General features: G+C 73.5%; 21 protein-coding genes and 1 pseudogene. 11 read left to right on the top strand and 11 right to left on the bottom strand.

Translation table 11 applies throughout. The annotated features are described in order from the left end of the window. Nucleotides 1-16: 16 nt before the first annotated feature. The 6 genes from LH044_RS03810 (at nucleotide 17) to LH044_RS03785 (ending at nucleotide 6,978) form a co-directional block, all read left to right on the top strand. Nucleotides 17-787 (top strand): SDR family NAD(P)-dependent oxidoreductase, encoded by a 771-nt coding sequence (locus LH044_RS03810; RefSeq protein ID WP_227758475.1) that lies wholly within the window; start codon nucleotides 17-19, stop codon nucleotides 785-787. A gap of 79 nt (nucleotides 788-866) precedes the next feature. Further along, a complete protein-coding gene (locus tag LH044_RS03805; protein ID WP_227758474.1) occupies nucleotides 867-2,018 on the top strand; it encodes an acyl-CoA dehydrogenase family protein in 1,152 nt (383 codons plus the stop codon). Further along, entirely contained in the window at nucleotides 2,015-2,983 is a 969-nt protein-coding gene (locus LH044_RS03800; protein ID WP_227758473.1) for an acyl-CoA dehydrogenase family protein, read from the top strand. The genes LH044_RS03805 and LH044_RS03800 overlap by 4 nt, the downstream gene beginning before the upstream one ends. A gap of 40 nt (nucleotides 2,984-3,023) precedes the next feature. Then, a complete protein-coding gene (locus LH044_RS03795; RefSeq protein ID WP_227760060.1) occupies nucleotides 3,024-4,547 on the top strand; it encodes a class I adenylate-forming enzyme family protein in 1,524 nt (507 codons plus the stop codon). A 135-nt stretch (nucleotides 4,548-4,682) separates the two neighbouring features. After that, nucleotides 4,683-5,330: a TetR/AcrR family transcriptional regulator gene (locus LH044_RS03790; protein ID WP_227758472.1), complete on the top strand. Its 648-nt coding sequence runs from the start codon at nucleotides 4,683-4,685 to the stop codon at nucleotides 5,328-5,330. 70 nt (nucleotides 5,331-5,400) lie between these two features. After that, nucleotides 5,401-6,978, top strand: a complete 1,578-nt coding sequence (locus LH044_RS03785; RefSeq protein WP_227758471.1) for a FadD3 family acyl-CoA ligase — start codon at nucleotides 5,401-5,403, stop codon at nucleotides 6,976-6,978. Between the two features lie 15 nt (nucleotides 6,979-6,993). Here the strand turns inward: LH044_RS03785 and LH044_RS03780 are convergent, their stop codons facing one another. Both LH044_RS03780 and LH044_RS03775 read right to left on the bottom strand, forming a co-directional pair. Next, nucleotides 6,994-8,139, bottom strand: a complete 1,146-nt coding sequence (locus LH044_RS03780; RefSeq protein ID WP_227758470.1) for a thiolase family protein — start codon at nucleotides 8,137-8,139, stop codon at nucleotides 6,994-6,996. Between the two features lies 1 nt (nucleotide 8,140). Continuing rightward, nucleotides 8,141-8,584 (bottom strand): Zn-ribbon domain-containing OB-fold protein, encoded by a 444-nt coding sequence (locus LH044_RS03775; RefSeq protein WP_227758469.1) that lies wholly within the window; start codon nucleotides 8,582-8,584, stop codon nucleotides 8,141-8,143. 250 nt (nucleotides 8,585-8,834) lie between these two features. Here LH044_RS03775 and LH044_RS03770 point away from each other — a divergent pair, with 250 nt between their 5' ends. The 3 genes from LH044_RS03770 to LH044_RS03760 are packed head-to-tail and all read left to right on the top strand — an operon-like array spanning nucleotide 8,835 to nucleotide 12,274. Beyond that, the gene (locus LH044_RS03770) at nucleotides 8,835-10,049 is read left to right on the top strand and encodes a CaiB/BaiF CoA transferase family protein (protein WP_227758468.1); all 1,215 of its coding nucleotides are present in this window, start codon (nucleotides 8,835-8,837) and stop codon (nucleotides 10,047-10,049) included. Nucleotides 10,050-10,082: 33 nt separating this feature from the next. After that, nucleotides 10,083-11,036 carry a TIGR03564 family F420-dependent LLM class oxidoreductase gene (locus LH044_RS03765; protein ID WP_227758467.1) on the top strand — a complete coding sequence of 318 codons (954 nt, stop codon included), beginning with the start codon at nucleotides 10,083-10,085 and terminating at the stop codon, nucleotides 11,034-11,036. Nucleotides 11,037-11,074: 38 nt separating this feature from the next. Then, the gene (locus tag LH044_RS03760; RefSeq protein WP_227758466.1) at nucleotides 11,075-12,274 is read left to right on the top strand and encodes an amidohydrolase family protein; all 1,200 of its coding nucleotides are present in this window, start codon (nucleotides 11,075-11,077) and stop codon (nucleotides 12,272-12,274) included. A gap of 75 nt (nucleotides 12,275-12,349) precedes the next feature. On the opposite strand, the gene LH044_RS03755 is transcribed toward LH044_RS03760, so the two are convergent. The 3 genes and pseudogenes from LH044_RS03755 to LH044_RS03740 form a co-directional block, all read right to left on the bottom strand. Continuing rightward, entirely contained in the window at nucleotides 12,350-13,528 is a 1,179-nt protein-coding gene (locus LH044_RS03755; protein ID WP_227758465.1) for an acyl-CoA dehydrogenase family protein, read from the bottom strand. Continuing rightward, nucleotides 13,519-14,596 (bottom strand): annotated as a pseudogene (locus LH044_RS03750) (NAD(P)H-dependent amine dehydrogenase family protein). Before LH044_RS03750 ends, LH044_RS03755 begins: the two are co-directional and overlap by 10 nt. Nucleotides 14,597-14,652: 56 nt before the next feature. Beyond that, the gene (locus tag LH044_RS03740) at nucleotides 14,653-15,288 is read right to left on the bottom strand and encodes a TetR/AcrR family transcriptional regulator (protein ID WP_227758462.1); all 636 of its coding nucleotides are present in this window, start codon (nucleotides 15,286-15,288) and stop codon (nucleotides 14,653-14,655) included. Nucleotides 15,289-15,403: 115 nt separating this feature from the next. Between LH044_RS03740 and LH044_RS03735 the strand changes: the two genes are divergently transcribed. Then, nucleotides 15,404-16,549, top strand: coding sequence for a hypothetical protein (locus LH044_RS03735; protein ID WP_227758461.1), 1,146 nt, complete (start codon nucleotides 15,404-15,406; stop codon nucleotides 16,547-16,549). Between the two features lie 75 nt (nucleotides 16,550-16,624). Here LH044_RS03735 and LH044_RS03730 read toward each other — a convergent pair whose 3' ends face one another. Further along, the gene (locus LH044_RS03730; RefSeq protein ID WP_227758460.1) at nucleotides 16,625-17,416 is read right to left on the bottom strand and encodes an SDR family NAD(P)-dependent oxidoreductase; all 792 of its coding nucleotides are present in this window, start codon (nucleotides 17,414-17,416) and stop codon (nucleotides 16,625-16,627) included. Beyond that, nucleotides 17,413-18,702: a cytochrome P450 gene (locus LH044_RS03725; RefSeq protein ID WP_227758459.1), complete on the bottom strand. Its 1,290-nt coding sequence runs from the start codon at nucleotides 18,700-18,702 to the stop codon at nucleotides 17,413-17,415. Before LH044_RS03725 ends, LH044_RS03730 begins: the two co-directional genes overlap by 4 nt. A 116-nt stretch (nucleotides 18,703-18,818) precedes the next feature. Here LH044_RS03725 and LH044_RS03720 point away from each other — a divergent pair, with 116 nt between their 5' ends. Then, nucleotides 18,819-19,418: a TetR/AcrR family transcriptional regulator gene (locus tag LH044_RS03720; RefSeq protein ID WP_227758458.1), complete on the top strand. Its 600-nt coding sequence runs from the start codon at nucleotides 18,819-18,821 to the stop codon at nucleotides 19,416-19,418. Here LH044_RS03720 and LH044_RS03715 read toward each other — a convergent pair. The 4 genes from LH044_RS03715 to LH044_RS03700 are packed head-to-tail and all read right to left on the bottom strand — an operon-like array spanning nucleotide 19,415 to nucleotide 23,113. Further along, entirely contained in the window at nucleotides 19,415-20,392 is a 978-nt protein-coding gene (locus tag LH044_RS03715) for an acyl-CoA dehydrogenase family protein (protein WP_227758457.1), read from the bottom strand. The genes LH044_RS03720 and LH044_RS03715 overlap by 4 nt on opposite strands. Next, a complete protein-coding gene (locus tag LH044_RS03710) occupies nucleotides 20,389-21,531 on the bottom strand; it encodes an acyl-CoA dehydrogenase family protein (protein WP_227758456.1) in 1,143 nt (380 codons plus the stop codon). The genes LH044_RS03715 and LH044_RS03710 overlap by 4 nt, the downstream gene beginning before the upstream one ends. Continuing rightward, nucleotides 21,531-21,956 carry a nuclear transport factor 2 family protein gene (locus tag LH044_RS03705; protein ID WP_227758455.1) on the bottom strand — a complete coding sequence of 142 codons (426 nt, stop codon included), beginning with the start codon at nucleotides 21,954-21,956 and terminating at the stop codon, nucleotides 21,531-21,533. The genes LH044_RS03710 and LH044_RS03705 overlap by 1 nt, the downstream gene beginning before the upstream one ends. A gap of 32 nt (nucleotides 21,957-21,988) precedes the next feature. Continuing rightward, entirely contained in the window at nucleotides 21,989-23,113 is a 1,125-nt protein-coding gene (locus tag LH044_RS03700) for a ferredoxin--NADP reductase (protein WP_227758454.1), read from the bottom strand. Nucleotides 23,114-23,155 lie beyond the last annotated feature (42 nt).

Genomic DNA, 23,155 nt, shown 5'->3' with positions numbered 1-23,155 from the left:
CCAACAGGGGGACCAGATGCAGCTCGAAGGCCGTTCCGCGATCGTGACCGGAGGGGCCGGCGGCCTCGGGGCGGCGACCGTCCGCCACCTCGTCGACCTCGGCGTCGGCGTCGCGGTGTTCGACCGCGACGGCGACCGGGCGGTGGCCCTCGCCGACGAGCTCGGCGACGCCGCAGTCGGCGTCGGCGGCGACGTGACCGACGACGACGACGTGGCCGGCGCCATCGCCGCCGCCGAGGGTGTGGGCACCCTGTCGATCGTCGTCAACGTGGCCGGCGGAGCGACCGGTGGCTGGCGGACGCTCAGCCGGGACGGCACGCCCCACGACAAGCAGGGCTTCATCGACACGATGGCGATGAACGCCGTCGGCACCTTCAACGTCACGCGGCTCGCCGCCGCTGCGATCTCCGAGCACGACGCCGACGAGGACGGCCAGCGCGGCGTGGTCGTGAACACCGCGTCGATCGCGGGCCTCGAGGGCCAGACCGGTCAGCTCGCGTACGGCGCGGCCAAGGCGGCGATCCTCGGCATGTCGCTCCCGCTCGCCCGCGACCTCGCCCCGGTCGGTATCCGCGTGTGCGCGATCGCCCCCGGGACGATGGGCACCCCGATCATGGAGTCCGCGCCGGAGCAGCTGAAGGAGAAGCTCGTCGGCAGCATCGTCAACCCCAAGCGCATGGGGCGGCCCGACGAGTTCGCGCTCCTGGTCGAGTCGATCGTGCGCAACGACTACCTCAACGGCGAGAACATCCGCCTCGACGGCGCGCTGCGGTTCCCGCCGAAGTAGCGCCCCGAGGCCGCCGCGATCGTGCGGTCGCCCGGCGCTGCGGTTGCGGCGTCGGCCACCGTTTTCTACATTGACGTCAATGTCAGCGCTGGCCCCGGACACCGTCGACCGCCCGCTCGACCTGCCGACCTACTCGACCGAGCTGGCCCGCTGGCTCGACCCCGGTCCCGACTCGCTGGCCGCCGCCTGCGAGCCCGAGCCCGACTACGAGCGGCGCGTCGAGGTCCTCCGCCGGTTCATGGGCGACCTCCACGCAGCCGGCTGGTCGCGGGTCGGTTGGCCGGTCGAGCTCGGGGGTGCCGGCGGCTCGATCGTCCACCGGGCCGCGATGTGGGAGGCGCTGGCCCGCCGCGGCCTCCCCGGCATGGCGCTGTTCGAGCACCTCGAGATCCTCGCCCCGGTGCTCGCGGCCCACGGCCCGACCGACCTCGTCGCCGAGCTGCTCCCCGAGTACCTGTCGGGGCGCCAGCTCTGGGCGCAGGGGTTCTCCGAGCCCGACGCGGGTTCGGACCTGCCGAGCCTCCGGACGACCGCGGTGCTCGACGGCGACCACTACGTCGTGAACGGCAACAAGATCTGGACGAGCTGGGCCCGGTACGCCACGTGGTGCCTGCTGCTGGTCCGGACCGGCGACGCCGCGTCGCGGCACCGGGGACTGACCGCGCTGGTCGTCGACCTGCGCCAGCCCGGCGTCGAGGTCCGGGCGATCGAGCAGGCCAACGGCACCGACGAGCTGGCCGAGGTCCACTTCGAGGACGTGCACGTCCCGGCCGACCGCGTCGTCGGCGAGGTCGGCGGCGGCTGGGCGGTCGCCATGCACATCCTGAGCCACGAGCGCGGGACGTTCGCCTGGTTCCGCCACTGCTTCCAGTACCAGGAGCTCCTCGCAACCGCCCACCGGGCCACCGGCCGCGACGACGCCGCGCTCGGCGACGCGCTGCTCGACCTCGCCGCGGCCACGGCTGCGGGCTACGACGGCATCGCGGCGCACGCGACCGGCGCCACCCTCGGACCGCGCGCCGCCTTCAACAAGCTGCTGCTCTGCGCCGCCGAGCAGTCGGTCCACGACCGGGCGCTGGCCGGCGATCCCGACATCGCCGTGGGACTGCAGGTCCCCGACGTGGCGGTGCGGCGGCAGGAGTACCTCTTCTCCCGGATCGTCACCGTCTACGGCGGGTCGCAGCAGATGCAGCTCGACACGATCGCCAAGCAGATCCTGGGGCTGCCGTGACCGCGATCGCCGTCGACGACGAGTTCACGGCCGCCGCGGTGCGGGCGATGGGCGCCGAGCAGGGCGACGCCGCACTCGACGCGCTCACGTGGTGGGACCTGCTGCCGGCGCTCGACGACGACGAGGCGGCCTCGGCCGTCATCGGCGCGCTGCGGGCCCAGGGCCGCCAGCTCGCCGACACGCCGGCCCTCGGCGGCCTGCTGGCCCAGCCCCACGTCGAGCTGCTGGGCGCGGCGCCCGGGTCGATCGTGGCCGCGATCGCCCGCCGCTCGCCGGCCCGGGGCGACGTGTGGGTGCTCACCGGGGCGGCGTCGGACCGCTCGATCCTCTTCGACGAGCCCGGTCGTGGCGCCCACGTCGTCGAGGCCGGCGACGTCGGGCGCACCGAGATCGAGGTCCCCGGACGGCTGTCCGTCGTCGAGGTCGAGGTCGACCTCGCCGGTCGCCGCCCGGACCTGCCCGAAGCGCCGGCCGCCGCGGTCCGGGCTCGTGCTGCCTACCTGGGCCGGCTCGGCGCCGCGGCCGAGATCCTGGGCGCCGCCGAGCAGGTCGTCGGGATGGCCACGGAGTACGCGTGCGTCCGTGAGCAGTTCGGCCGTCCGATCGGCACGTTCCAGGCGCTGCGCCACCTGCTGTCGTGGGCGGGCACCGACTGCGTGGCCGTCGACGCGGTCGTGCGGCGCGGGGTCGACGTCCGGCGCGACCCTCCCGAGCGGTTCGGCGAGGTCGTGAAGGCCATCGCCGGCCGGAACGGCCGGCGGGCCTGCGACCGGGCCCTGCAGGCCTTCGGGGGCATCGGCTTCACCGCCGAGCACGACCACCACCTGTTCCACAGCCGCGTGCTGCTGCTCGACGCCCTGCTCGGCTCCTCGGCGGAGCTGACCCACGAGCTCGGCGCCTGGCTCCGCACCTCCGGCGTCGATCCCGCCTACCCCGCGGCCGTGATGGCCGCCGGCGCGGCCTGACGGCGCGGGCCGCGACAGGGCCCTGGCAGCGGTGACGACGATGGCCCGGTCCGGTCGGCTCGACGCGGTGCTCACCGACGCCGCGGCCACCCACGGCGGGCGGGCCGCGATCCGGGAGGGCGACCGGTCCTGGTCCTTCGCCGAGCTCGACGCGGCCTGCACCGGGCTCGCGTCGCAGCTCGACCGCTGGGGCGTGCGCCCGGGCGACCGGGTGGCCGTCCGCAGCGGCAACCGGGCCGAGCTGCCGGTCGCCGTGCTCGCCCTCTGCCGGCTCGGCGCCGCGGCGGTGCTCCTCAGCCCCGCGTGGCGCGAGCGAGAGGTGGACCACGCCCTCGACCTCACCGGGGCCCGGCGAGCCCTGGTCGACGCCGGCGACGGCGGGATCCTGGCCGACCGCCTCGGGGCCGACGCCGTGGTCGACCTCGACGCCGCGGCGATCAGCCGCCCCGTCGACGCCGCGGGCGACGAGCCGCCGCGACCAGAGGGGGACGGGTCGGGGGAGGCGGTGCTCGTGTTCAGCTCGGGGACCACCGGCATGCCCAAGGCGGTGCGCCACACCCACGCGTCGCTCCTGGCCGCGACCGACCACTGGGTCGCCGCCCTCGGGCTCGGGCCCGACGACCGGTTCCAGGTCTCGACCCCGCCGTCGCACATCCTCGGCCTGCTCAACCTGCTCGCCGCGCTGCGGGCGGGCGCCGCCGTCCGGCTCCACCGCCGCTTCGACCTCGACCAGGAGCTGCGCTCGATCGAGGAGGACCGCATGACGCTCAAGATGGCCGTCGCCCCGATCGCGCTCGCCATGGCCAACCACCCGCGGCTCGAGTCGTTCGACCTCTCGTCGCTCCGCTACGTCATGTGGGGCGCCACGCCCGTGACGGCCTCGGTGGCGGCGACGGTGACGGCCCGCACGGGCGTCCCGTTCCTGGCCGCGTACGGCGCGAGCGAGGTCCCGGTGCTCGCCGTGAACCCGGTCGACGACCCGGCGTCGTGGCGGCTCGACAGCCCCGGCCTGCCGCCGGCGGACGTCGAGCTCCGGGTCGTCGACCTCGTGACGGGCGAGCCGCTCCCCGCCGGCGCGACCGGCGAGCTCGAGGCCCGTGGCCCGTCGACGATGGCCGGCTACCTGCCCGAGGCCGCCGACGAGGAGGCGTTCCACGACGGTTGGTACCGCACCGGCGACGTGGGCGTGGTCGAGGAGGGCGGCTGGGTCCGGCTCACCGACCGCTCGAAGGACATGATCAAGGTGAGCGGGTTCCAGGTCGCGCCGGCCGAGATCGAGTCGGTGCTGCTGGGGCACGCCGCCGTGCTCGACTGCGCGGTGTTCGGCGTCGCCGACGACCGCCGCGGCGAGGCGCCCGTGGCCGCGGTCGTGCTCGATCCGGCCATCGGGGTCGCGGACGGCGAGCTGGCGGACCTGGTCGACCGGTCGCTCGCCGGGTACAAGCGGCTGGGCGCCGTCGTGGCGGTGCCCGAGGTGCCCCGTCTGCCGTCGGGCAAGGCGCTGCGCCGCGAGCTGCGGGACCGGTGGCTCACCGGCGAGCTCGGGCCCGGAGCGCGCTCGTGAGCGCGGTGGAGGCCGGGTCGGAGGGGTGCCGGCACCGGACGGGCGAGCGGACGGGCTCTCCTACAGTGGGACGGCCCACCACCGCGAGGGACGGATCGGCCCGTCCCGTCGGACGGACGGACGGAGACGCCACCGATGCCCACCCCCGAGCCAGCGGAGCAGTCCACCGGACCACGTTCCCGGAAGGGGGCGGAGACCAAGGCCCGGCTCCTCGAGGCGGCGCAGCGGGTCTTCGAGCAGAGCGGCTTCCTCGAGGCCCGGATCTCCGACATCGCCAAGGAGGCCGGGCTCTCGCACGGGTCCTTCTACCACTACTTCGATTCGAAGGAGCAGGTGTTCCGGGAGATCGCCGAGCTGCAGGAGGCGGCCCTGACCGCCCCGGCGACGGCCGCGGACGGACAGGACGATCCCGGGGACCTGAGCGACTGGGAGCGGTTGGCGCGGGCCAACCGCCGCTACCTCGAGCGCTACCGCGACAACGGCCGGATCATGGGCGTGATCGAGGAGGTGTCCCGCTACGACCCGCACGTGAGCGAGGCCCGGATGCGTCGCCAGAAGCACTTCGCCGACCGGGCCGAGCGCTCGATCCGGCGGATGCAGGCGGAGGGCACCGCCTCGGCCGAGGTCGACCCCGAGATCGCCGCGGCGGCGCTCGGCTCCATGGTCGCCCGCTTCGCCGAGCTGTGGCTGATCGAGCACTGGGGCGACTACGACCTCGACACGGCGGCGGAGCAGCTGACCCTGCTGTGGGCGGGCGCGATCGGGCTCCCGCGCGACGCCTGACGGCGAGCCGTCCACGGGGGACCGTGCGCCGACGCCGCACGCCGACGTCATGACGAGAGGACGGGCCGACATGGGCACCACCGACGCGACGACCATCCCTGCGGCGCTCGCCGCTGCCGTCCGCGACCACGGCGGGCGCACCGCCGTCGTCGACGGCGACACCGTGCTCACCTGGTCCGAGCTGGCCGACGCCGCCCGGACCTTCGGCGCCGCGCTGTGCCACGTCGGCGTCCGCCCCGGCGACCGCGTGGCGATCTGGGCGCCCAACTCGGCTCGCTGGATCGTGGCGCTGCTGGGCCTGGCCTCGGCCGGTGCGACCCTCGTGCCGGTCAACACGCGCTTCAAGGGCGACGAGGCCGCCGTCGTCCTGTCGCGCAGCGGCGCCGGCACGCTGGTCACCGTCACCGACTTCCTCGGCGCGGACCACGTCGCCATGCTGCGCGGCGCCACCACCGACGTCCCGGCGCTCCGCACGATCGTGGTCGCCGCCGGCCCGCCGGTCGAGGGGACCACGTCGTGGGACGAGCTGCTCGCCGGCGTCACCGAGGCCGACCTGGCCGAGCTCGACCGTCGCGCCGCCGCGGTGGCGGCGACCGACGTGTCCGACATCCTCTTCACCTCGGGGACGACCGGCGTCCCGAAGGGCGTCGTCCAGACCCACGCCGGGACGATGGGCGTCGCCCGCGACTGGGTGGCGATGACCGGCATCCGGGCGGAGGACCGGTACCTGATGGTCAACCCGTACTTCCACATGTTCGGGCTCAAGGCGGGGATCCTGGCCTCGACGGTGGCCGGCCTGACGATGCACCCGGTGGCCGTCTTCGACGCCGACGAGGTGCTGGGCACCGTCGAGCGCGAGCGGATCACGGTCCTCCCCGGGGCGCCCACCCTGTACCAGTCGATCCTCGACGGCGCGGCAGCGGGCGACCGCGACCTGTCGAGCCTGCGGATCGCGGTGACCGGGGCGGCCGACATCCCGGTCACGCTGATCCGTCGGGTCCAGGAGGAGCTGCCGTTCGAGGTCGTGCTCTCCGGCTACGGGCTGTCCGAGGGCGGGACCGCGACGGCGACCGAGCCGGGCGACCCGCCCGAGGCCGTCGCCACCACCGTCGGGCGACCCCGTCCGGGCTTCGAGCTGCGGGTGGTCGACGGCGACGGCGCGGAGGTGCCGCAGGGCGACGCGGGAGAGGTCCTCCTGCGCGGTGCCACGGTCATGTCGCACTACCTCGACGACCCCGACTCGACCGCCGCGGCCCTGTCGGCCGACGGCTGGCTGCGCACCGGCGACATCGGCGTGGTCGACGGCGACGGCCGCCTCCGGATCGTGGGCCGGGCCAAGGACATGTTCATCGTCGGCGGGTTCAACGCGTACCCGGCCGAGATCGAGGACGCGCTGCTCGGGCACCCCGCGATCGCCCGGGCGGCCGTGATCGGCATCCCCGACGAGCGGCTCGGCGAGGTCGGCATGGCCTTCGTCGTGCCGGCCGCCGGCGCGCACCCCGACCCGGCGGAGGTGATCGCCTGGGCCCGCGAGCGGATGGCCAACTACAAGGTCCCGCGGCGCGTCGAGGTGGTCGACGACCTGCCCGTCAACGCGGCGGGCAAGGTCGAGAAGCTGGTGCTGCGCGAGCGCGCCGGCGTGGCCTGAGCCGGCCGGGGGGCGCTAGCGGCTGACGATCGACACCCCGGCGGTGCCCGGGGCGCCGTAGAGCTGGGCGTAGCCCACCCGTGGATCGCCGGGCACCTGCCGGTCGCCGGCCGTCCCTCGCAGCTGGTGGACCAGCTCGTGGACCTGCCGCAGGCCCGAGGCCCCGATCGGCTCGCCGTTGGCGATGAGCCCGCCGTCGGTGTTGATCGGCAGCGCGCCGCCGATCTCGGTCGCGCCCTCGGCCAGCAGCCGCTCCTGGTCGCCGTCGGCGCAGAACCCGTTCTCGGCCATGTGGATGACCTCGGCGCCGGCGTCGGTGTCCTGCAGCTGGACCACGTCGACGTCCTCGGGGCCGATGCCGGCCATCTCGTACGCGGCGCGCGAGGCGTAGACGGTCGGCGCGTCGTCCTGCTCGACGGCGGCCCACGACGCGTGCACCTCGAACGCCCCGTAGCGGCGGGTCCGCAGCGTGGTGGCGCGCAGGTAGATCGGCGTCGAGGTGTACTGCCGGGCCAGGTCGGCGCGGCACAGGATGACGGCGGCCGCGCCCTCGTCGGGCGAGCAGAACATGTACTGCGTGAGCGGGAAGTTGAGCATCCTCGACGACAGGATCTCGTCCTCGGAGATGGCCTTCCGACGGAAGGCGTTCGGGTTCAGCTCCCCGTTGCGGTAGGCCTTCGCCGCCACCCGGGCCAGGGTCTCGGGCGAGATCCCGTGGTCGTGCATGTAGCGGTTGATCTTCATGGCGAAGAACTTGGTCGTGAGGAAGTGGCCCGTGTCGCCGTACCAGGGCGGCGCCCCGTAGTCGACGGGGTCGGACGTGAAGGCCCCGTGGCCGTGCTTGTCCATGCCCACCGCCACGCCGATGTCGTACTGGCCCGAGCGGATCGCGTCGGCGGTGAGCTGGAGCGCCGTGGCCGCGGTGGCGCAGCCGTTGTACACGTCCATGAAGGGGATGCCGGTGAGGCCGAGCCGGCCGGTGACGGCGTCGGGGTTGTCGACCTCGAAGCTGCCGCCGAAGCCGAACTGCACCTGCGGCCACGTGATGCCGGCGTCGGCCAGCGCGGCCCGCACGGCGACCGCCGCCATGTCGATGGCGGACGTGTCGCCGAAGCGCCCGAACGGGTGGAGCCCGACGCCGATGATCGCCACGTCGGTCACGTCAGGCACCTCCGGTGCTCGGGGAGAAGGCGAACGTCATCACCTCGGTGCCGTCGGGGTCGGTCCGGAACGGCACGACCACGAGCTCGAGCGGCATGCCGATGCGGAGCCGCTCGGGGTCGTTCTCGGTGAGGCGGGACTCGACGCGGACCTCGTCGCCGAGCTGCACCAGCCCCACCCCGAACGGCACGAACGACTCGGGCGTCTCGCCGCCCTTGTAGGGCTCCTTCGGAAGGAACCCCTGGGTCGTGAACGTCCAGAGGGTGCCGGTGCGGGGGAGGAGGTGCTCGTCGACCGAGGTCGACCCGCAGCGGGCGCACGACGGCGGGCGCGGGAAGGTCACCGAGCCGCAGTCCGCGCAGCGTCCGCCGATCAGCTGCGGCTCGTCGCTGGGCCAGGTGAACACCTCGGGTGCGAAGGGGACCTGCGCCACCGTGTCGCCCATCGGGCTGCCTCCCATCGTCGGTGGGCCCTCGTCCGGGTCCATCGGGACCGGGGGTCGGCCCGGGTCCGATCGGACCGTAACCGACGTCGACGTCGACGTCGAGAACGACGTCGCCGCCCGCACGGCGGGTCACGAGAACGAGCCTCTCACGAGATGAGCGGCTGCTCACTTACCTGCTACGGTGAGCGCCAGCGGGGTGTGGAAGCACCCGCGGCGGACCGGGGGGTCCCGGATCGATCGGGGGGTCGAGATGACCGACGTGATGCAGGGCGTACGGGTCCTGGAGGTGGCCGAGCACACGTTCGTGCCCGCAGCGTCAGCGCTGCTCGCCGACTGGGGTGCCGAGGTCATCAAGATCGAGCACGTGGAGCGCGGCGACGCCATGCGCGGCCTCATGTCGAGCGGCGTCGGGATCATGAGCTCCGACGTGCACGTGCTGCTCGAGCACTCCAACCGCGGCAAGCGCAGCCTCGGGCTCGACCTGTCGACGCCCGAGGGCCTCGAGGTGCTCGGACGCATCGCCGCCACCTGCGACGTCTTCCTCACCAACAAGCTGCCGAGCGTCCGCACCAAGCTCAGCATCGACGTCGACGACATCCGCCGATCCAACCCCGACATCATCTACGTCCGCGGCACGGGCCAGGGCAGTCGGGGCCCCGATGCCGACAAGGGCTCCTACGACGTGCTGTCGTACTGGCACCGCTCCGGCATGGCGCTCGGCGTGAAGCAGCAGGACGCCGCGACCGTCCCGCCCCCGCCGGCCCCTGCGTTCGGTGACTCGATCGGGGCCATGACGATCGCCGGGGCGATCATGGGCGCGCTGTTCCACCGCGAGCGCACCGGCGAGCCGACCGTCGTCGACGTGTCGCTCCTCGGCGTCGGCCTCTGGTCGATGGGCGCCGCGCTCGCCCTGTCGCTGCAGCTCGGCATCCCGTGGGGCCCGCCGCCGCCGGGCACGTCCCGCAACCCGCTCGTGGCCACGTACCGCGCGGCGGACGGGACGTTCGTGTCCTTCTCGTGCCTGCAGGCCGCCCGCTACTGGGCCGAGGTGTGCGACATCATCGGCCGGCCCGAGCTCGCCACCGACGAGCGCTTCGCGGACCACGCCTCGCTGTCGGAGCACGCCGGCGCCGCCGGTGACGAGCTGGCGGCGGCGATCGCCGCCCACGACGCCGACGAGTGGCGCAAGCGCCTCGAGGAGTTCAGCGGGCAGTGGACCGTCGTCCAGGACACCCTCGCCGCGGCCGAGGACCCGCAGACCGTCGCCAACGGCTACGTCGTGGACTGCGAGACGTCGACCGGAGCGCCGTTCCGGCTGGCCGGGGCACCGGTGCAGTACGACGAGCGACCGCCGCAGGCGCGCCGCGCCCCCGAGTTCAACGAGCACGGCGACGACATCCTCCAGGAGGTCGGCTACGACTGGGACGCGATCGTCGCGATGAAGGCCAGTGGCACGGTCGCCTGAGGGCCGCGGCGCCGGGCAGAGCGAGGACGGAACGTGCGCATCGGCCTGATGATCGGCCCGGAGCGCGGGCGGTACGACACGAAGGTCGATCGCCTCCGCCGCGACGGCCGGTGGGCCGAGGAGGCCGGGTTCTCGACCGTCTGGGTCCCGCAGATCCCCGACGAGTTCGACGCCCTCACGGCCGCGGCCCTCATCGGGGCCGAGACCGAGCGCATCGAGATCGGCACGGCCGTCGTGCCCGTCCAGCCCCGGCACCCGGTCGCGCTGGCGCAGCAGGCGCTGTCGGTCCAGGCGGTGTGCCGCGGCCGGCTGCGCCTCGGCCTCGGCGTGTCGCACCACTGGATCATCGACGAGATGCTCGGTCTGCCGTACGAGCGCCCCATCGCCACCATGCGGGACCAGCTCGACGTGCTCGAGCCGGCGCTCGCCGGACCCGGGATGGTCGACGTCGAGAACGGCACCTACCGGGTGCACGTCCCGCTCGACGTGACCGACGTCGCGCCGACCCCGGTCCTGATCGCGGCGCTCGGCCCGCAGATGCTGCGCCTGGCGGGGGAGCGGACCGACGGGACGATCCTCTGGATGGCCGACGAGCGGTCGATCGAGACCCACGTCGCGCCCCGCATCGGCCAGGCCGCCGCCGCGGCCGGTCGGCCGGCCCCGAGGATCGTCGCCGGCGTGCCCGTGTGCGTCTGCGACGAGGACCGGGTCGACGAGGCGGTGGCCCGGGCCAACCGGCTCCTCGCCGAGGCCGAGGTGTCGCCGAACTACCAGCAACTCCTCACCCATGGCGAGGCCCGCGAGGTCGGCGACATCCTCGCTGCGGGGTCCGAGGCGTCCGTGACCAAGCGTCTGCGGTCCTTCGCGGATGCCGGGGCCACCGACGTGTCGATCCGCGTCGTGCCGATCGGCGACACCCGCGACGAGCTCATCACCTCGCGCCAGCGCACGCGCGACTTCCTCGCCTCCCTGCAGGGCGAGCTGTGACCCGGACGACCTGAACGACCGCACCCGGAGGTGCCGACATGCCACCCACACGCTTCCTCGACGTCCCGGTGTTCGACGCCGACAACCACATGTACGAGACCAAGGAGGCGCTGACGAAGTTCCTCCCCGACCGCTACCGCGGCGCGATCGACTACGTCGACGTCCGGGGCCGCACGAAGATCGCGGTGCGCGGGCGGATCAGCGAGTACATCCCCAACCCGACCTTCGACGTCGTCGCCCGGCCCGGTGCGCAGGAGGACTACTTCCGGCACGGCAACCCCGACGGCAAGTCGCGCCGCGAGATCTTCGGCGAGCCGATGCGTGCGATCGACGCCTTCCGTGAGCCGGCGTCGCGGTTGGCGCTGATGGACGAGCAGGGGATCGACCGGGCGCTCATGTTCCCGACGTTGGCCAGCCTGATCGAGGAGCGGATGCGCGACGCCCCCGAGCTCGCCCACGCCGTCGTCCACGCGCTCAACGAGTGGATGTACGAGACCTGGCAGTTCGACTACGAGGGCCGCATCTTCGCGACGCCGGTGATCACGCTGCCGATCGTCGAGCGCGCCATCGAGGAGCTCGAGTGGGTCGTCGAGCGCGGCGCCCGGGTCGTGCTCATCCGGCCGGCACCCCCGTCGGGACCGCGCGGCCCCCGGTCCTTCGGCTTCCCCGAGTTCGACCCGTTCTGGGAGAAGGTGGTCGAGCACGACCTCCTCGTCGGCATGCACTCGTCCGACAGCGGCTACGACCGCTACACGAACGACTGGATGGGCAGCGACAGCGAGATGCTGCCGTTCCAGCCCCAGGCGTTCCGCATGCTGTCGCAGTGGCGGCCGGTCGAGGACGCCGTCGCCGCCCTGATCTGCCACGGCGCCCTCTCCCGCCACCCCGACCTCAAGGTCGCGGTGATCGAGAACGGCAGCAGCTGGGTCGCGCCGCTGCTCGGCAACCTCGCCGACACCTACAAGAAGATGCCGCAGGACTTCATCGAGGACCCGGTCGCGGTCTTCAAGCGGAACATCTACGTGAGCCCGTTCTGGGAGGAGGACCTCGGCGCGCTGGCCGAGCTCATCGGCACCGGGCACGTGCTGTTCGGCTCCGACTACCCGCACCCCGAGGGCCTGGCCGATCCGGCGAGCTACGTCGACGAGCTGGCGGGGCTGCCCGACGACGCGATCCGCAAGATCATGGGCGGGAACCTCGCCTCGCTGGTCGGGGTCGAGGACACCGTCGTCGCCTGAGCCGCCACCTCGCCCGACCGCGACCCGCCTGGCGCGCCTGCACGGCCCGGTCGGGCCGGTCGGGCCGGTCGGCCGTCAGAGGACGGACCGGTCGGGCGCCTCCATCGAGCGGGCGAGCAGGCCTCGGGCGATCACGATCCGCTGGATCTCGTTCGTGCCCTCGCCGATGACCATGAGGGGTGCGTCCCGGTAGTAGCGCTCGACGGGCAGGTCGGTCGTGTAGCCGACGCCGCCGTGGATGCGCATCGCCTCGGTGGCGAGCTCCAAGGCCGTCTCGCTCGCGAAGAGCTTGGCCATGCCCGCCTCCACGTCGCAGCGCAGGCCGGCCGCCTTGCGCTCCGCCGCGTCCCGCGTGAGCAGCCGGGCGGCCTGCAGGCGGGTCGCCATGTCGGCGAGCTTCATCTGGATCGCCTGGTGCTGGGCGATCGGCTTCCCGAAGGTCTCGCGCTGCTGCGCGTAGGTGAGCGCGGCGTCGAACGCGGCCCGGGCCACGCCGACCGCTCGCGAGGCGATGTTGATGCGCCCGATCTCGAGCACGCCCAGGATCTGCGGAAGGCCGCGCCCCGGCTCGCCCACGAGGTTGGCGGCCGGCACGCGGTGGCCGGCGTAGGACATCTCGACCGTCTCCGTCCCCCGGTAGCCGAGCTTGCCGACATGGCTGGCGATCGAGATGCCCTCGAACGTGGGGCCGGGCTCCTTCTCGACGACGAAGGTCGAGATGCCCTCCTCGGTCCGGGCGACCAGGGCGACGATGCCGGCCCGCTCGCCGTTGGTGACCCAGGCCTTGGTGCCGTCGACGACGTACTCGTCGCCGTCGCGCACGGCCCGGCACGAGATGTTCTGCGTGTCGCTGCCGGCGTCGGGCTCCGAGAGGGACATCGCACCGCGGACCTCGCCGGTCGCCATCGTCGGGAGGAGTCGCTCGCACTGCTCCTCGGTCCCGTGGCGCATGAGCAACGTGGCCGCCATCGTGTGGGTGTTCACGATGCCGGTGAGGCTCATCCAGCCGTACGCGAGCTCCTCGATCACGCCGACGTAGGTGAGGAGGTCGAGCCCCAGACCGCCGAACCGCTCGGGGATCGTGATGCCGAACAGCCCCAGCTCGCGCATCGTGGCGACGATGTCGGCGGGGAACTCGTCACGGTGCTCCAGCTCGGACGCCACTCCGATGACGTCGCGGGCGACGAAGCGGCGGACCGTGTCGATGATCTCGTCGCGCACCTCGGGGTCGGTGGGCGGGTTCGTCAGCTCCACCGCGGCACCCACCCCCGGGCGTGGGCGGCGCCGAGATCCGCGTAGGTGAGGATGCCGGGCGGGGCCGCCACCACGGCCGGGACGGCGTTGAGGGCCGGGACGGCCGTGATGATGTGGCCGATGGCCATGAAGTCTTCCAGGGTCTCGCCCTCGAAGTCGGGTGGCGGCAGGAAGTCGAGCGCCGCGGTGACCGTGGGCAGCCCCTCGACCCGGATCACCCAGCCGTCGCGCTCGATCACCCAGTCGGGGTCGAGCGTCGTGCCCTTCTTCCAGCGCACGCTCAGCTCGACCACCGTTCGGTCGCCGACCCGCCCCTGCCAGCTGGCGGCCACGCCGGCCACGTGGCCGGCGGGGATGGTCCACGACGTCATCTCGACGTCCTCGGTGGTCTGCGCGAACTCCGTCTCGCAGACGATCGAGTCGAGCTCGACCCCGAGGACGTCGGCCACCATGGCGACCGCCTCGCCGAACACGGCGGTGCCGTGCTGCGCCATCGACGCCAGCTCCGGGTCGTCGATCGGGCGACCGAAGCCGGCCGGCCGCTCCGTGTCGGGCGAGTCGTAGAACGTGGTGTCGGCGGTCTCGGCGACGACGACCTTGTCGATGCGGCTGCAGATGCCGGCGACCGTCACGGCCACCAGCTGGGCGAAGCCGGGGCTGACGCCGGTCCCGAACAGCGAGGTGCCGCCCTTCAGGCACGCCGCCACCAGCCGGTCCCGGTCGTCGCCGAGGCGCTCGCCCGTGATGAACGCGGCGGTGGTCACGACGTTTCACGCCGCTCGCGAGGATCCGCTCCAGCTCGTCGACCGACGGCCACATCGGGTTGTAGACGACGCAGTCGGGTTCGAGCGCGAGCAGGGCGTCGACGTCGTCGGTGGCGTCGACCCCGATCGGTGCGATCCCCACCAGCTCGCCGACGTCGACGCCGACCTTGGCGTCGGACCAGGCGAAGCACCCGACGAGCTCGAGCCCCGGGTTGTCGACGATGGCCCGCACCGACTGGGTGCCGACGTTGCCGGTCGTCCACTGGACCACCCGGATGGGTGCTGCGGTCGTGTCGCTGGGCATGTGGTGCGTCCCCCGGACGTGAGCGTGCTGTGCACCCGCACAGCACGCCGCTGATCCTAGCGATCCGGCGGATCCGGGGGCGCCGTCCGCCGGCCCCGGTGCGGCGGGGCCGTGCCGGCGAGCTCCGACAGGATCGGCAGGAGGTCGGCCGCCAGCTCGTCGTCGGGGAGGTCGGCGACGAAGGGGTGCGAGACGGCGCCGATCGCGGCCGACAGGACCGCGGCCCGCACTCGGTCGGCGGGCTCCCGGTCGTCGCCGACGAGGAGGCGGAACAGGCGGCTCCACAGGTCGCGGGACGGTCCGTGCTCGCCGAGCGTCCGCAGCAGGACCGGGTCGGACTGCAGGGCGCGCCAGGCCGCCCGGTCCGCGACGACGGCCCGGAGGATCGCGGTGAGGAGCTCCCGGCGCGCCGACGGGGTGCCCCCGGCCGCCTCGGCGCGGTCGACCGCGTCGGCGAGCGGCAGCAGCCGCACGTCGAGCACCGCCACGACGATGGACTCCTTCGACCGGAACTGGTGGTACACCGCGGCCTTGGTGACGCCGAGGTCGTCGGCGATCATCTGCAGCGACGTGCCGGCGACCCCGTGGGCCGCGAAGAGGTCCAGCGCGACGTCGGCGGTCCGGCGCTGCGCCGTGCTGTAGCGGGCGGCGCGCACCGCGATCGGGTCATCGCCGTCCTCGTCGGTCGCCACGCCGCCGACGCTACCGGCCGCTCGCGGACCGGCAGCGGTGCGCCGGACTAGCCGATCGGCTAGCCTCGCCAACGCAGGGACCGGCGCCCGGCCGGTCCGGTCCGAGGGGGAGCCCATGTCCGACGACCTGTCCGAGGCGGCGATGCTCGACGAGCAGCTCGACACCTTCCTGGAGCTGCGCAAGCCGGGGGCGCACCTCGACGACGACTACGCGCAGGACGACTTCGTGCTGATGCTCGGCGTCGACCTCGTGAACTACCCGAAGTTCCCGAAGGCGGTCGACGAGGGCGTCACGTTCGCTCGTGGCGACCTCGACATCCGCCAGGAGCTCGACGTCGACTCCGGCGCCGAGCTGGCGGACTACAGCGGCCCGTACCGCCCGGACCTGCGCTACACGGACTTCTCCACGGACGCCCTCGCGCACCGCGTCCTGCCGTACAGCGAGAAGTACCTGCTCGCCACGGTCGACGCGTGGGCGGACGAGGTGAGCGCCCGCTACGGCGCCGAGACGATGGCCGAGATCGAGTGGGCGGCGTGGACCGACCAGGTCCTCCCCGAGATCCCACGGATGGTGGACGAGTTCCTGCCGAGCGGCGCCGGCTACGTCGACCCGAACGAGGCGGTGCCGGAGGCCGACCGGGCGCGGACACGGGTCGTCTACACCGGCCTGTTCAGCCCCGACCCGTCCCACGCGGACCTGACGAAGTCGGAGCTGGTGACCCTCGTGCTGGGCAGCCACGAGTACCTCCTCCAGTGCATCGAGGGGTGGGCAGCCCAGATCGTCGTCCGCTACGGGCTCGACACGATGTTCGAGATCCAGTTCCAGCTCTGGGGCGACACCGTGCTCCCGGCCCGCACGCGCCTGATGTCGGAGTACCTCGGCATCTCCGGCGGCACGGTCGCCGACTGGATGAAGGACCTCCAGATGGACGCCACGGCGATGCCGGGCAAGGCGTTCGACCTCACGTTCGAGATGCCCGAGCCCGACGTCGGGATCATGACGTTCAACCGCTGCGTGGCCGTCGACCAGTGGGAGGGGATGGGTCGCCCCGACATCCTCGAGAAGAACTGCCACTCGACCTGTCCGAAGTCGATGATCGTCACCACGAAGCTGTACGACCCCAACATGAAGGTCGACATCCTCGCGATCCCGCCGCGCCGGGACCCCGGCGACGTGTGCTGCCGCTGGCGGTTCAGCATGCGCGACGAGTCCGACCCGGAGTACGTGCCCGTCGAGCTGTCGACCAGGCCCGGACGCTGACGCCCACCACCCGTTCTGTTCCCACCCGCTGGGGCGAACACCCCGGTTCTCGGGAACAGGACGGGACGGGGCGCGTCAGATGTACATGCCGCCGTTGACGCCGATCACCTGGCCGGTGATGTAGCCCGCCTCCTCGCTGCACAGGAACGAGCACGCGGCGGCGATGTCGTCGGGCGTGCCGGCGCGGCCGAGCGGCACGAAGCCGGCGATCGTGTCGATCGGCGGCACGTCGCCCTCCTGCTCGGCGTGGCGGGCCATCGGTGTGTCGACCAGCGTGGGCGGGATCGTGTTGACGGTGATGTTGCGCTTGGCGAGCTCGTGGGCGAACGCCTTGGTCAGCCCGATGACGCCGCCCTTGGACGCCACGTAGTGCGCCATCCGGCTGGTCCCGGACTGCGCGCTCGACGACGAGATCGTCACCATGCGGCCCCAGCCCGCCTCCTCCATGTCGGCGATGGCGAGCTGCAGGCAGGTGAAGGTGCCGGTGAGGTTGACCCCGATGACGCGGTCCCAGAGCTCGGGGGAGATCGACTCGATCCGGTCGAACGACTCGATGCCGGCGCTGGTGACCACGATCGTGATCGGCCCGAGGTCGCCCCGGACCACGGCGTACGCCGTCTCGACCGCGGGCCGGTCCGAGACGTCGCACTCGAGCCCGATCGCCCGGCCGCCGTCGGCGACGATCGCGGCGGCCTCGCGCTCGGCGGCCGGGCCGTTGCGGTCGAGCAGCGCGACGGCGTGGCCGTCGGACGCGAGCCGACGGGCGATGCCGAGGCCGATGCCCGACGCCGCGCCGGTGACGACGGCGACCCGGGCGGCGTCGCCCCCGCCGGTGGCGCCGGGAGCGCCGTCGGAGGCCGCGCTCACGACGCGGCCTCGACGGGGGTGAACTCGATGTGGAGCTTGGTCAGGCCACGGAGGATCCACGTCGGCTCGTAGTCGAAGTGGCGGTCACCGGGCGGGCCGTGGTGCTCCTCCGACAGCCGCAGGTCGCGGGTCCGGTCGAGGATGCGCTCCAGGCTCACCCGGGCCTCGACCCTGGCGAGCGGCCCGCCGGGGCAGGAGTGGTGGCCCCGACCGAACGCGACGTGCTCGCGCGAGTTGGGCCGGCGGATGCGGAACTCCTCGGGGCACTCGAACCGGCGGGGATCGCGGTTGGCGGCGCCGTTGAGCAGCATGACGGGCGTGCCGGCCGCGATCTCGACGCCGCTCACGTTCGTGGTGCGGCGCGTCAGGCGGAAGTCGGCCTTGACCGGGCTCTCCAGCCGGAGCGCCTCCTCGACGAACTCGGGGATCAGCTCGCGCTCCGCCCGCAGCTCGTCCTGCACCTCGGGGTGCTCGCACAGGTGCTGCAGGCAGGTGGCGAGCAGCTTGGCCGTCGTCTCCTGGCCGGCGGCGAAGAGGAACGTCGCGCTGCGCACGACGTTCACGACCGGCGGGACCGACCCGTCGGGGTAGGTCCCGAGGGCGAGGTCGGTCAGCACGTCCTTGCGGGGGTTGGCGCGGCGGTCCTCGATGTAGGTCGCGAACCACTCGTCGAGCGAGTCGAGCTTGTTGAGCGGCGCGTCGTCCTTCACGTCGCCCTGGTTGACCATGCCCGGCGGCTGGCTCATGCCGAAGAAGCGGCGGAACTCGCCGTGGTCCTCCTCGGGCACGCCGAGCACATCGGCCACCGCGAACATGGCGAAGGGCTGCGCGTACTCGCGGATGAACTCGCACCGGCCGTTGGCGAGGAACTCGTCGAGCTGGCGGTCGGCGAGGCCCCACATGAACGCCTCGTTCTCCTTCAGGCGCCGGGGCGTGAGCAGCCGCATGAGCAGGGCCCGCTCGTTCGTGTGCATCGGCGGGTCCATCGTGACCATGTGCTCGTTCATCGGCAGCTGGTCGCGGAACTCGTCGATCGTCGCGCTCACGTCGTCGCCCTCGAGCGCCACCGGGAACTCGGCGAACGGGCCGATGACCGAGTTGCACGACGAGAAGGTGTCGACGTCCCGGTAGATCTCCGAGGCCTCGTCCCACCCGGTGACCGCCAGCACCCCGTAGGTGCCGGTGGGGGCGATCGGGCACTTGGCCCGCAGGTGCTCGAAGTACGGGTACGGGTCCTCGAGCAGCGAGGCGTCGGTGAAGAAGTCGACCTCGTCGTAGTCGGCCACGTGCGGTTCCCCCTGGTGCGTCGTCCGGTGGATGGGAGACCGGCGCTGTGCGGTCGCCCAAACGGATGCTGGGCGACTGCTTAGCATCGCCCCGGCGGGGGTGGCAACGTGTGGGGATGGCCTCGAACCGCCGCATCGGCACGACGGACTCCGCCACCCGGTCGCATCTCCTCGACGTGGCCGAGGAGATGCTGCTCGAGGAGGGCTACGCCGCGGTCACGTCGCGCAAGCTGGGCGCCCGGGCCGAGGTGAGCCCGCAGCTCGTCCACTACTACTTCCGTACGATGGACGAGCTGTTCGTCGAGGTGTTCCGGCGGCGGGCCGAGCAGGGCCTCGAGCGCGCCGGGCAGGCGCTCGCCGAGGACGCGTCCCTCACGGCGATCTGGGAGCTGACGTCGAACCCGCTCGGCGCCCGGTTCAACCTCGAGTTCGCGGCCCTCGCCAACCACCGCAAGGCGATCCGCGCCGAGGTCGCCGAGTTCGGCGACCGGTTCCGGCGGCTGCAGCACGACGCGGTCACCGCCCGCTTCGAGGAGCTGGGCATCCCGCCCGAGGTCTGCCCGCCGACCGTCGCGCTGCTGGCCATGACCGGCCTGGCCCAGATCATGTCGATCGAGTCGTCGTTCGGCCTGACGACCGGCCACGCCGAGGCCCGACGCTTCGTGCACGACCTGCTCGAGCGGATCGAGCGCGGCGAGGTCCCGGTCCCGGGCTAGAGCGGCAGCAGGTCGGGGAGCCGCCGGCCGGCAAGGACCGCGGCGCCGACCTCGGCGGTGACCGTGCGGGCGTCGCCGAGCAGCCCGTCGAGCACGATGGAGCGACGGACGGAGCGGTGGAGGTCGTGCTCGGTGGTGAAGCCGATCCCGGCCAGCACCTGCTGGCAGTGCCGGCGCACGGTCCGGGCGCCGTGGCCGCACGCGGCGCCGGCGATCGCGGCGGCGAGCGGCGACCCGTCGGTCCAGGCCCCGTCGAGCGCGGCCTCGGCCGCCTCGACGGCGACGAGCGCCTCGGCGAGCCGGTGGCGCACGGCCTGGAACCCGGCGATCGGCCGGTCGAACTGGACCCGGTCGAGCGCGTGCTGGCGGGCCTGGCCGAGCATGGTGCGCATCGTCCCGACCAGCTCGTGGCCGAGCGCGAGCCGAGCGGTCGCCACGGCCCCGTCCCACGACGATCCGGCCGGCCGCCAGCCCCCGGGGTCGGCCAGTCCGTCGGCGGCGATCGCGACCAGGCGGAGGTCGGGGTCGAGCCCCCGCACCTCCTGCGCCACCAGCGACCCGGTCGGCACCGTCGTCCACGACGGGGCGCCGTCGGAGCCGGCGGCCACCAGCACCACCCGTGACGCGGCGGTGATCGAGGCGTCGGCGAGGCCGTCGACGTCCACGGTGCCGTCACGGCGCCCGGCGGGCGGGCGCGCGGTGCCGAACGCCGGCAGGAGCGGCACGCCGCCCGGCTCGAGCGGGATCCCGAGCCCGTCGGCCAGCAGGCGGCCGAGCGCCCCTGAGGTCGTCCCCGCCGCGCCCTGCGCCTCGAACAGCGCCGCGACCGCGGCCCGGGGCACGAGGGCGACGGCGTCGAGCCAGCCGATCTCGTCGAGCGCCGCGTCGAGGTCCGGCCCGGTCCGCGTGGCGGCGGCCTGGCGGAGGGCGGTGGCGAGGATGTCGACCTCGGTGGCGTCGAGCGACGCGGTCATCGGTCGGCCCCGAGGTCGAGCAGGCGCCGGGCGACGATGTTGCGCTGGATCTCGGCGCTGCCGCCGTAGATCGTCGCGGCGCGCGAGTAGAGGAACTCGGATCGCCAGTGCTCGCTGTCCTCGTCGTCGCCCAGCGCGATCCGGTCCGCGAGCGCGTCCGCGGCCAGGTCGAACACCTGCTGCTCGCAGGTCGCCAGCATGATCTTGTCGATCGACGTCTCGGCCCCGAGCTGCTCGCCGCCGTCCAGGCGGTGCAGGGTGCCCCTCGACCGCGCTCGCAGCGCGAACAGGTCCACGACCGCCCGGCCGACCTCGTCGGCGTGGAGCGCCCCGGGCGGTGCGGTCGCCACCAGGTCGCCGAGGCGGCGGCGGAGGAAGGCGCCCCGGTGCCACAGCGCGGTGCTGCGCTCGTACGGGAGGAGATCCATCGCGACCGACCAGCCCTGACCGGGCTCGCCGAGCTGCCGGTCCCGCGGCACCTCGACGCCGTCGAAGAAGACCTCGCTGAACTCGTCGCGCCCGTGCACCGTCCGGATCGGCCGCACCGTGATGCCGGGGGTGTCCATGTCGACGAAAAGGGCCGTGATCCCGCGGTGCGCGTCCTCGGCCGTGCCGGTCCGCACCAGCAGGACGCACCGCTGCGCGTACTGGGCGAGGCTGGTCCAGACCTTCTGGCCGTCGACGCGCCACACGTCGCCACCCGCCCCCGGCACCAGCGTGGCGCGGCAGGACAACGCCGCCAGGTTCGACCCGGTGCCCGGTTCGGAGAAGCCCTGGCACCAGGTCTCGTCGCCGCGCAGGAGCCGGGGGACGGCCTCGGCGGCGAGCTCGGGCGGGGCGTAGTCGATCATGGTCGGGGCGAGGACCTCGGTCATCGAGTACAGGCCGGGATCGACCAGGCCCCGGGCCGTCACGGCCTCGCCGAGGTAGCCGCGCAGCAGCGGCGAGCCGCCGAGGCCCCCGACGCGCTCGGGCCACCCCCACCGCATCCAGCCGGCGTCGAACGTGAGCCGCTTGACCTTGGCGAGCTGCGCCATCTCGCCGTCCATCGTGGCGGTGGCCCCGGGGCCGGGCGCCAGCGCGGCGGCCTCGTCGTCGAGCCAGCGGTCGAGCGCCCCCCGGAAGTCGTCGAGCTCCATCAGGCGCTCGGCGCCGGGCGGGTGGGGTCGTGCGGACGGCCACCGTCGCGGGCGCCGCTGCGGCGGAGGAAGGTCATCGACCGGGTCCGGATGCGCCAGCCCGCGTCGGTGCGGCGGTAGGTGTCGGTGTACCAGCCGATGCGCATCGCGTGGTCGGTCTGGTCCACGAAGCACAGCGGCTGCTCGCCCGAGCCCTCGTCGCCGTCGAGCGCCAGCGCGGGCGGCCCGACCATGAACAGGCCCTTCGGGGCGGCGGCCACGAGGGTGGGGAAGTCGGACAGCGCGTACGTGTCGCCGAACGCCCGGTAGGTCCCGTCGGGGGTGAAGGTGTCGACGACGGCGTCGACGTCGCCCTTCGTCATGCCGACGGCGTAGCGCGCCAGCGTCTGGGTCAGCTCGATCACGTCGTCCGTGGTCGTCGCCACGTCGTCCCCTCTCGTCACGTCGTCCCCTCGTGTCAGTCGTAGCCGTACACGACGTGCACCCGGTCCGACGTGGGGACCGACTGGCAGGTGAGCACCCACCCGTCGGCGACCTCCTCGTCGGTGAGCGCGTCGTTCACGTGCATGGTCACCGTGCCCTCCACCAGCCTCGCCATGCAGGTGGCGCAGCTGCCCGACTCGCACGACGAGGGCGGGTCGAGCCCGAGCTCCCGGGCGGTCTGGAGCAGCGTCGTCCCCTCGTGGTGGACGGTGTCGCCCGAGCGCCCCTCGACCTCGATCCGGACCGTCCGCTCGGCGGCCGGCCCGTCCGTCGCCGGCCCGTCCGTCGCCGGCCCGACCGGGGCCTCGTCCGCGCCGATCGCGGTGTCGACGGCACCGTCGACCGCGCCCGACGCCCCGGCGGGCGTGAAGCGCTCGATGTGGATGCGCTCGCGCGCCACGCCGTCGTCGAGCAGCGTCGACTCGACCACGTCCATGAACGGGGTCGGACCGCAGACGTAGACCTCGGCATCGACGTCGGTCCCACGCACGAAGGTGCGCACCGCGGCGGCGTCGACGAACCCGTGCTCGACGTCCCAGCGGTGCTCCACGCGGAGCCGTCCCCCGGACGACCGCTCGAGCTCGTCGAGCGCCCGGGCGAAGATCGTCGCGTCCCGGTCGCGGTTCGCGTAGAGCAGCCGCACGTGCCGCCCGGTCGTCGCCAGCGCGGAGCGGACGAGCGAGATGATCGGAGTGATGCCGCTGCCGGCCGCGAACCCGACGACCTCGCCGGTGGAGCCGGCGAGCTGGAAGACGCCCGCCGGGAACGTGACCTCGAGCTCGTCGCCGGGGCGGACCGAGTCGATCAGCCAGTTGGACACGACGCCGCCGGGGACGCGCTTCACGGTCACGGTCAGGGCGGGGTCGACCTCCGGGGCCGACGACATCGAGTAGCAGCGCAGGTGGGTGGCGCCCTCGACGTGCACCCGGAAGGTGCAGAACTGCCCGGCCCGGTAGGCGAAGCCGGGCCGCAGCTCGGGTGGTACGTCCAGGACGAACGAGCGGGCGTCCTCGGTCTCGGCCACGACGCGGGCGACCGGCACGCGGTGGAAGCCGTGGTCCCGCACCGGGCGGTCCCCGGCTGGAGCTGGAACGGCCACGAGCCGGACGATAATGGCGTTCTCGCAATCCAGCAACGCCGT

Origin of the sequence: Dermatobacter hominis, assembly GCF_020715685.1 — a bacterium.
In the GTDB taxonomy this organism is placed as follows: domain Bacteria; phylum Actinomycetota; class Acidimicrobiia; order Acidimicrobiales; family Microtrichaceae; genus Dermatobacter; species Dermatobacter hominis.
Note: the sequence above shows the minus strand (reverse complement) of the source record. Positions and strands in the feature narration are given on the sequence as shown.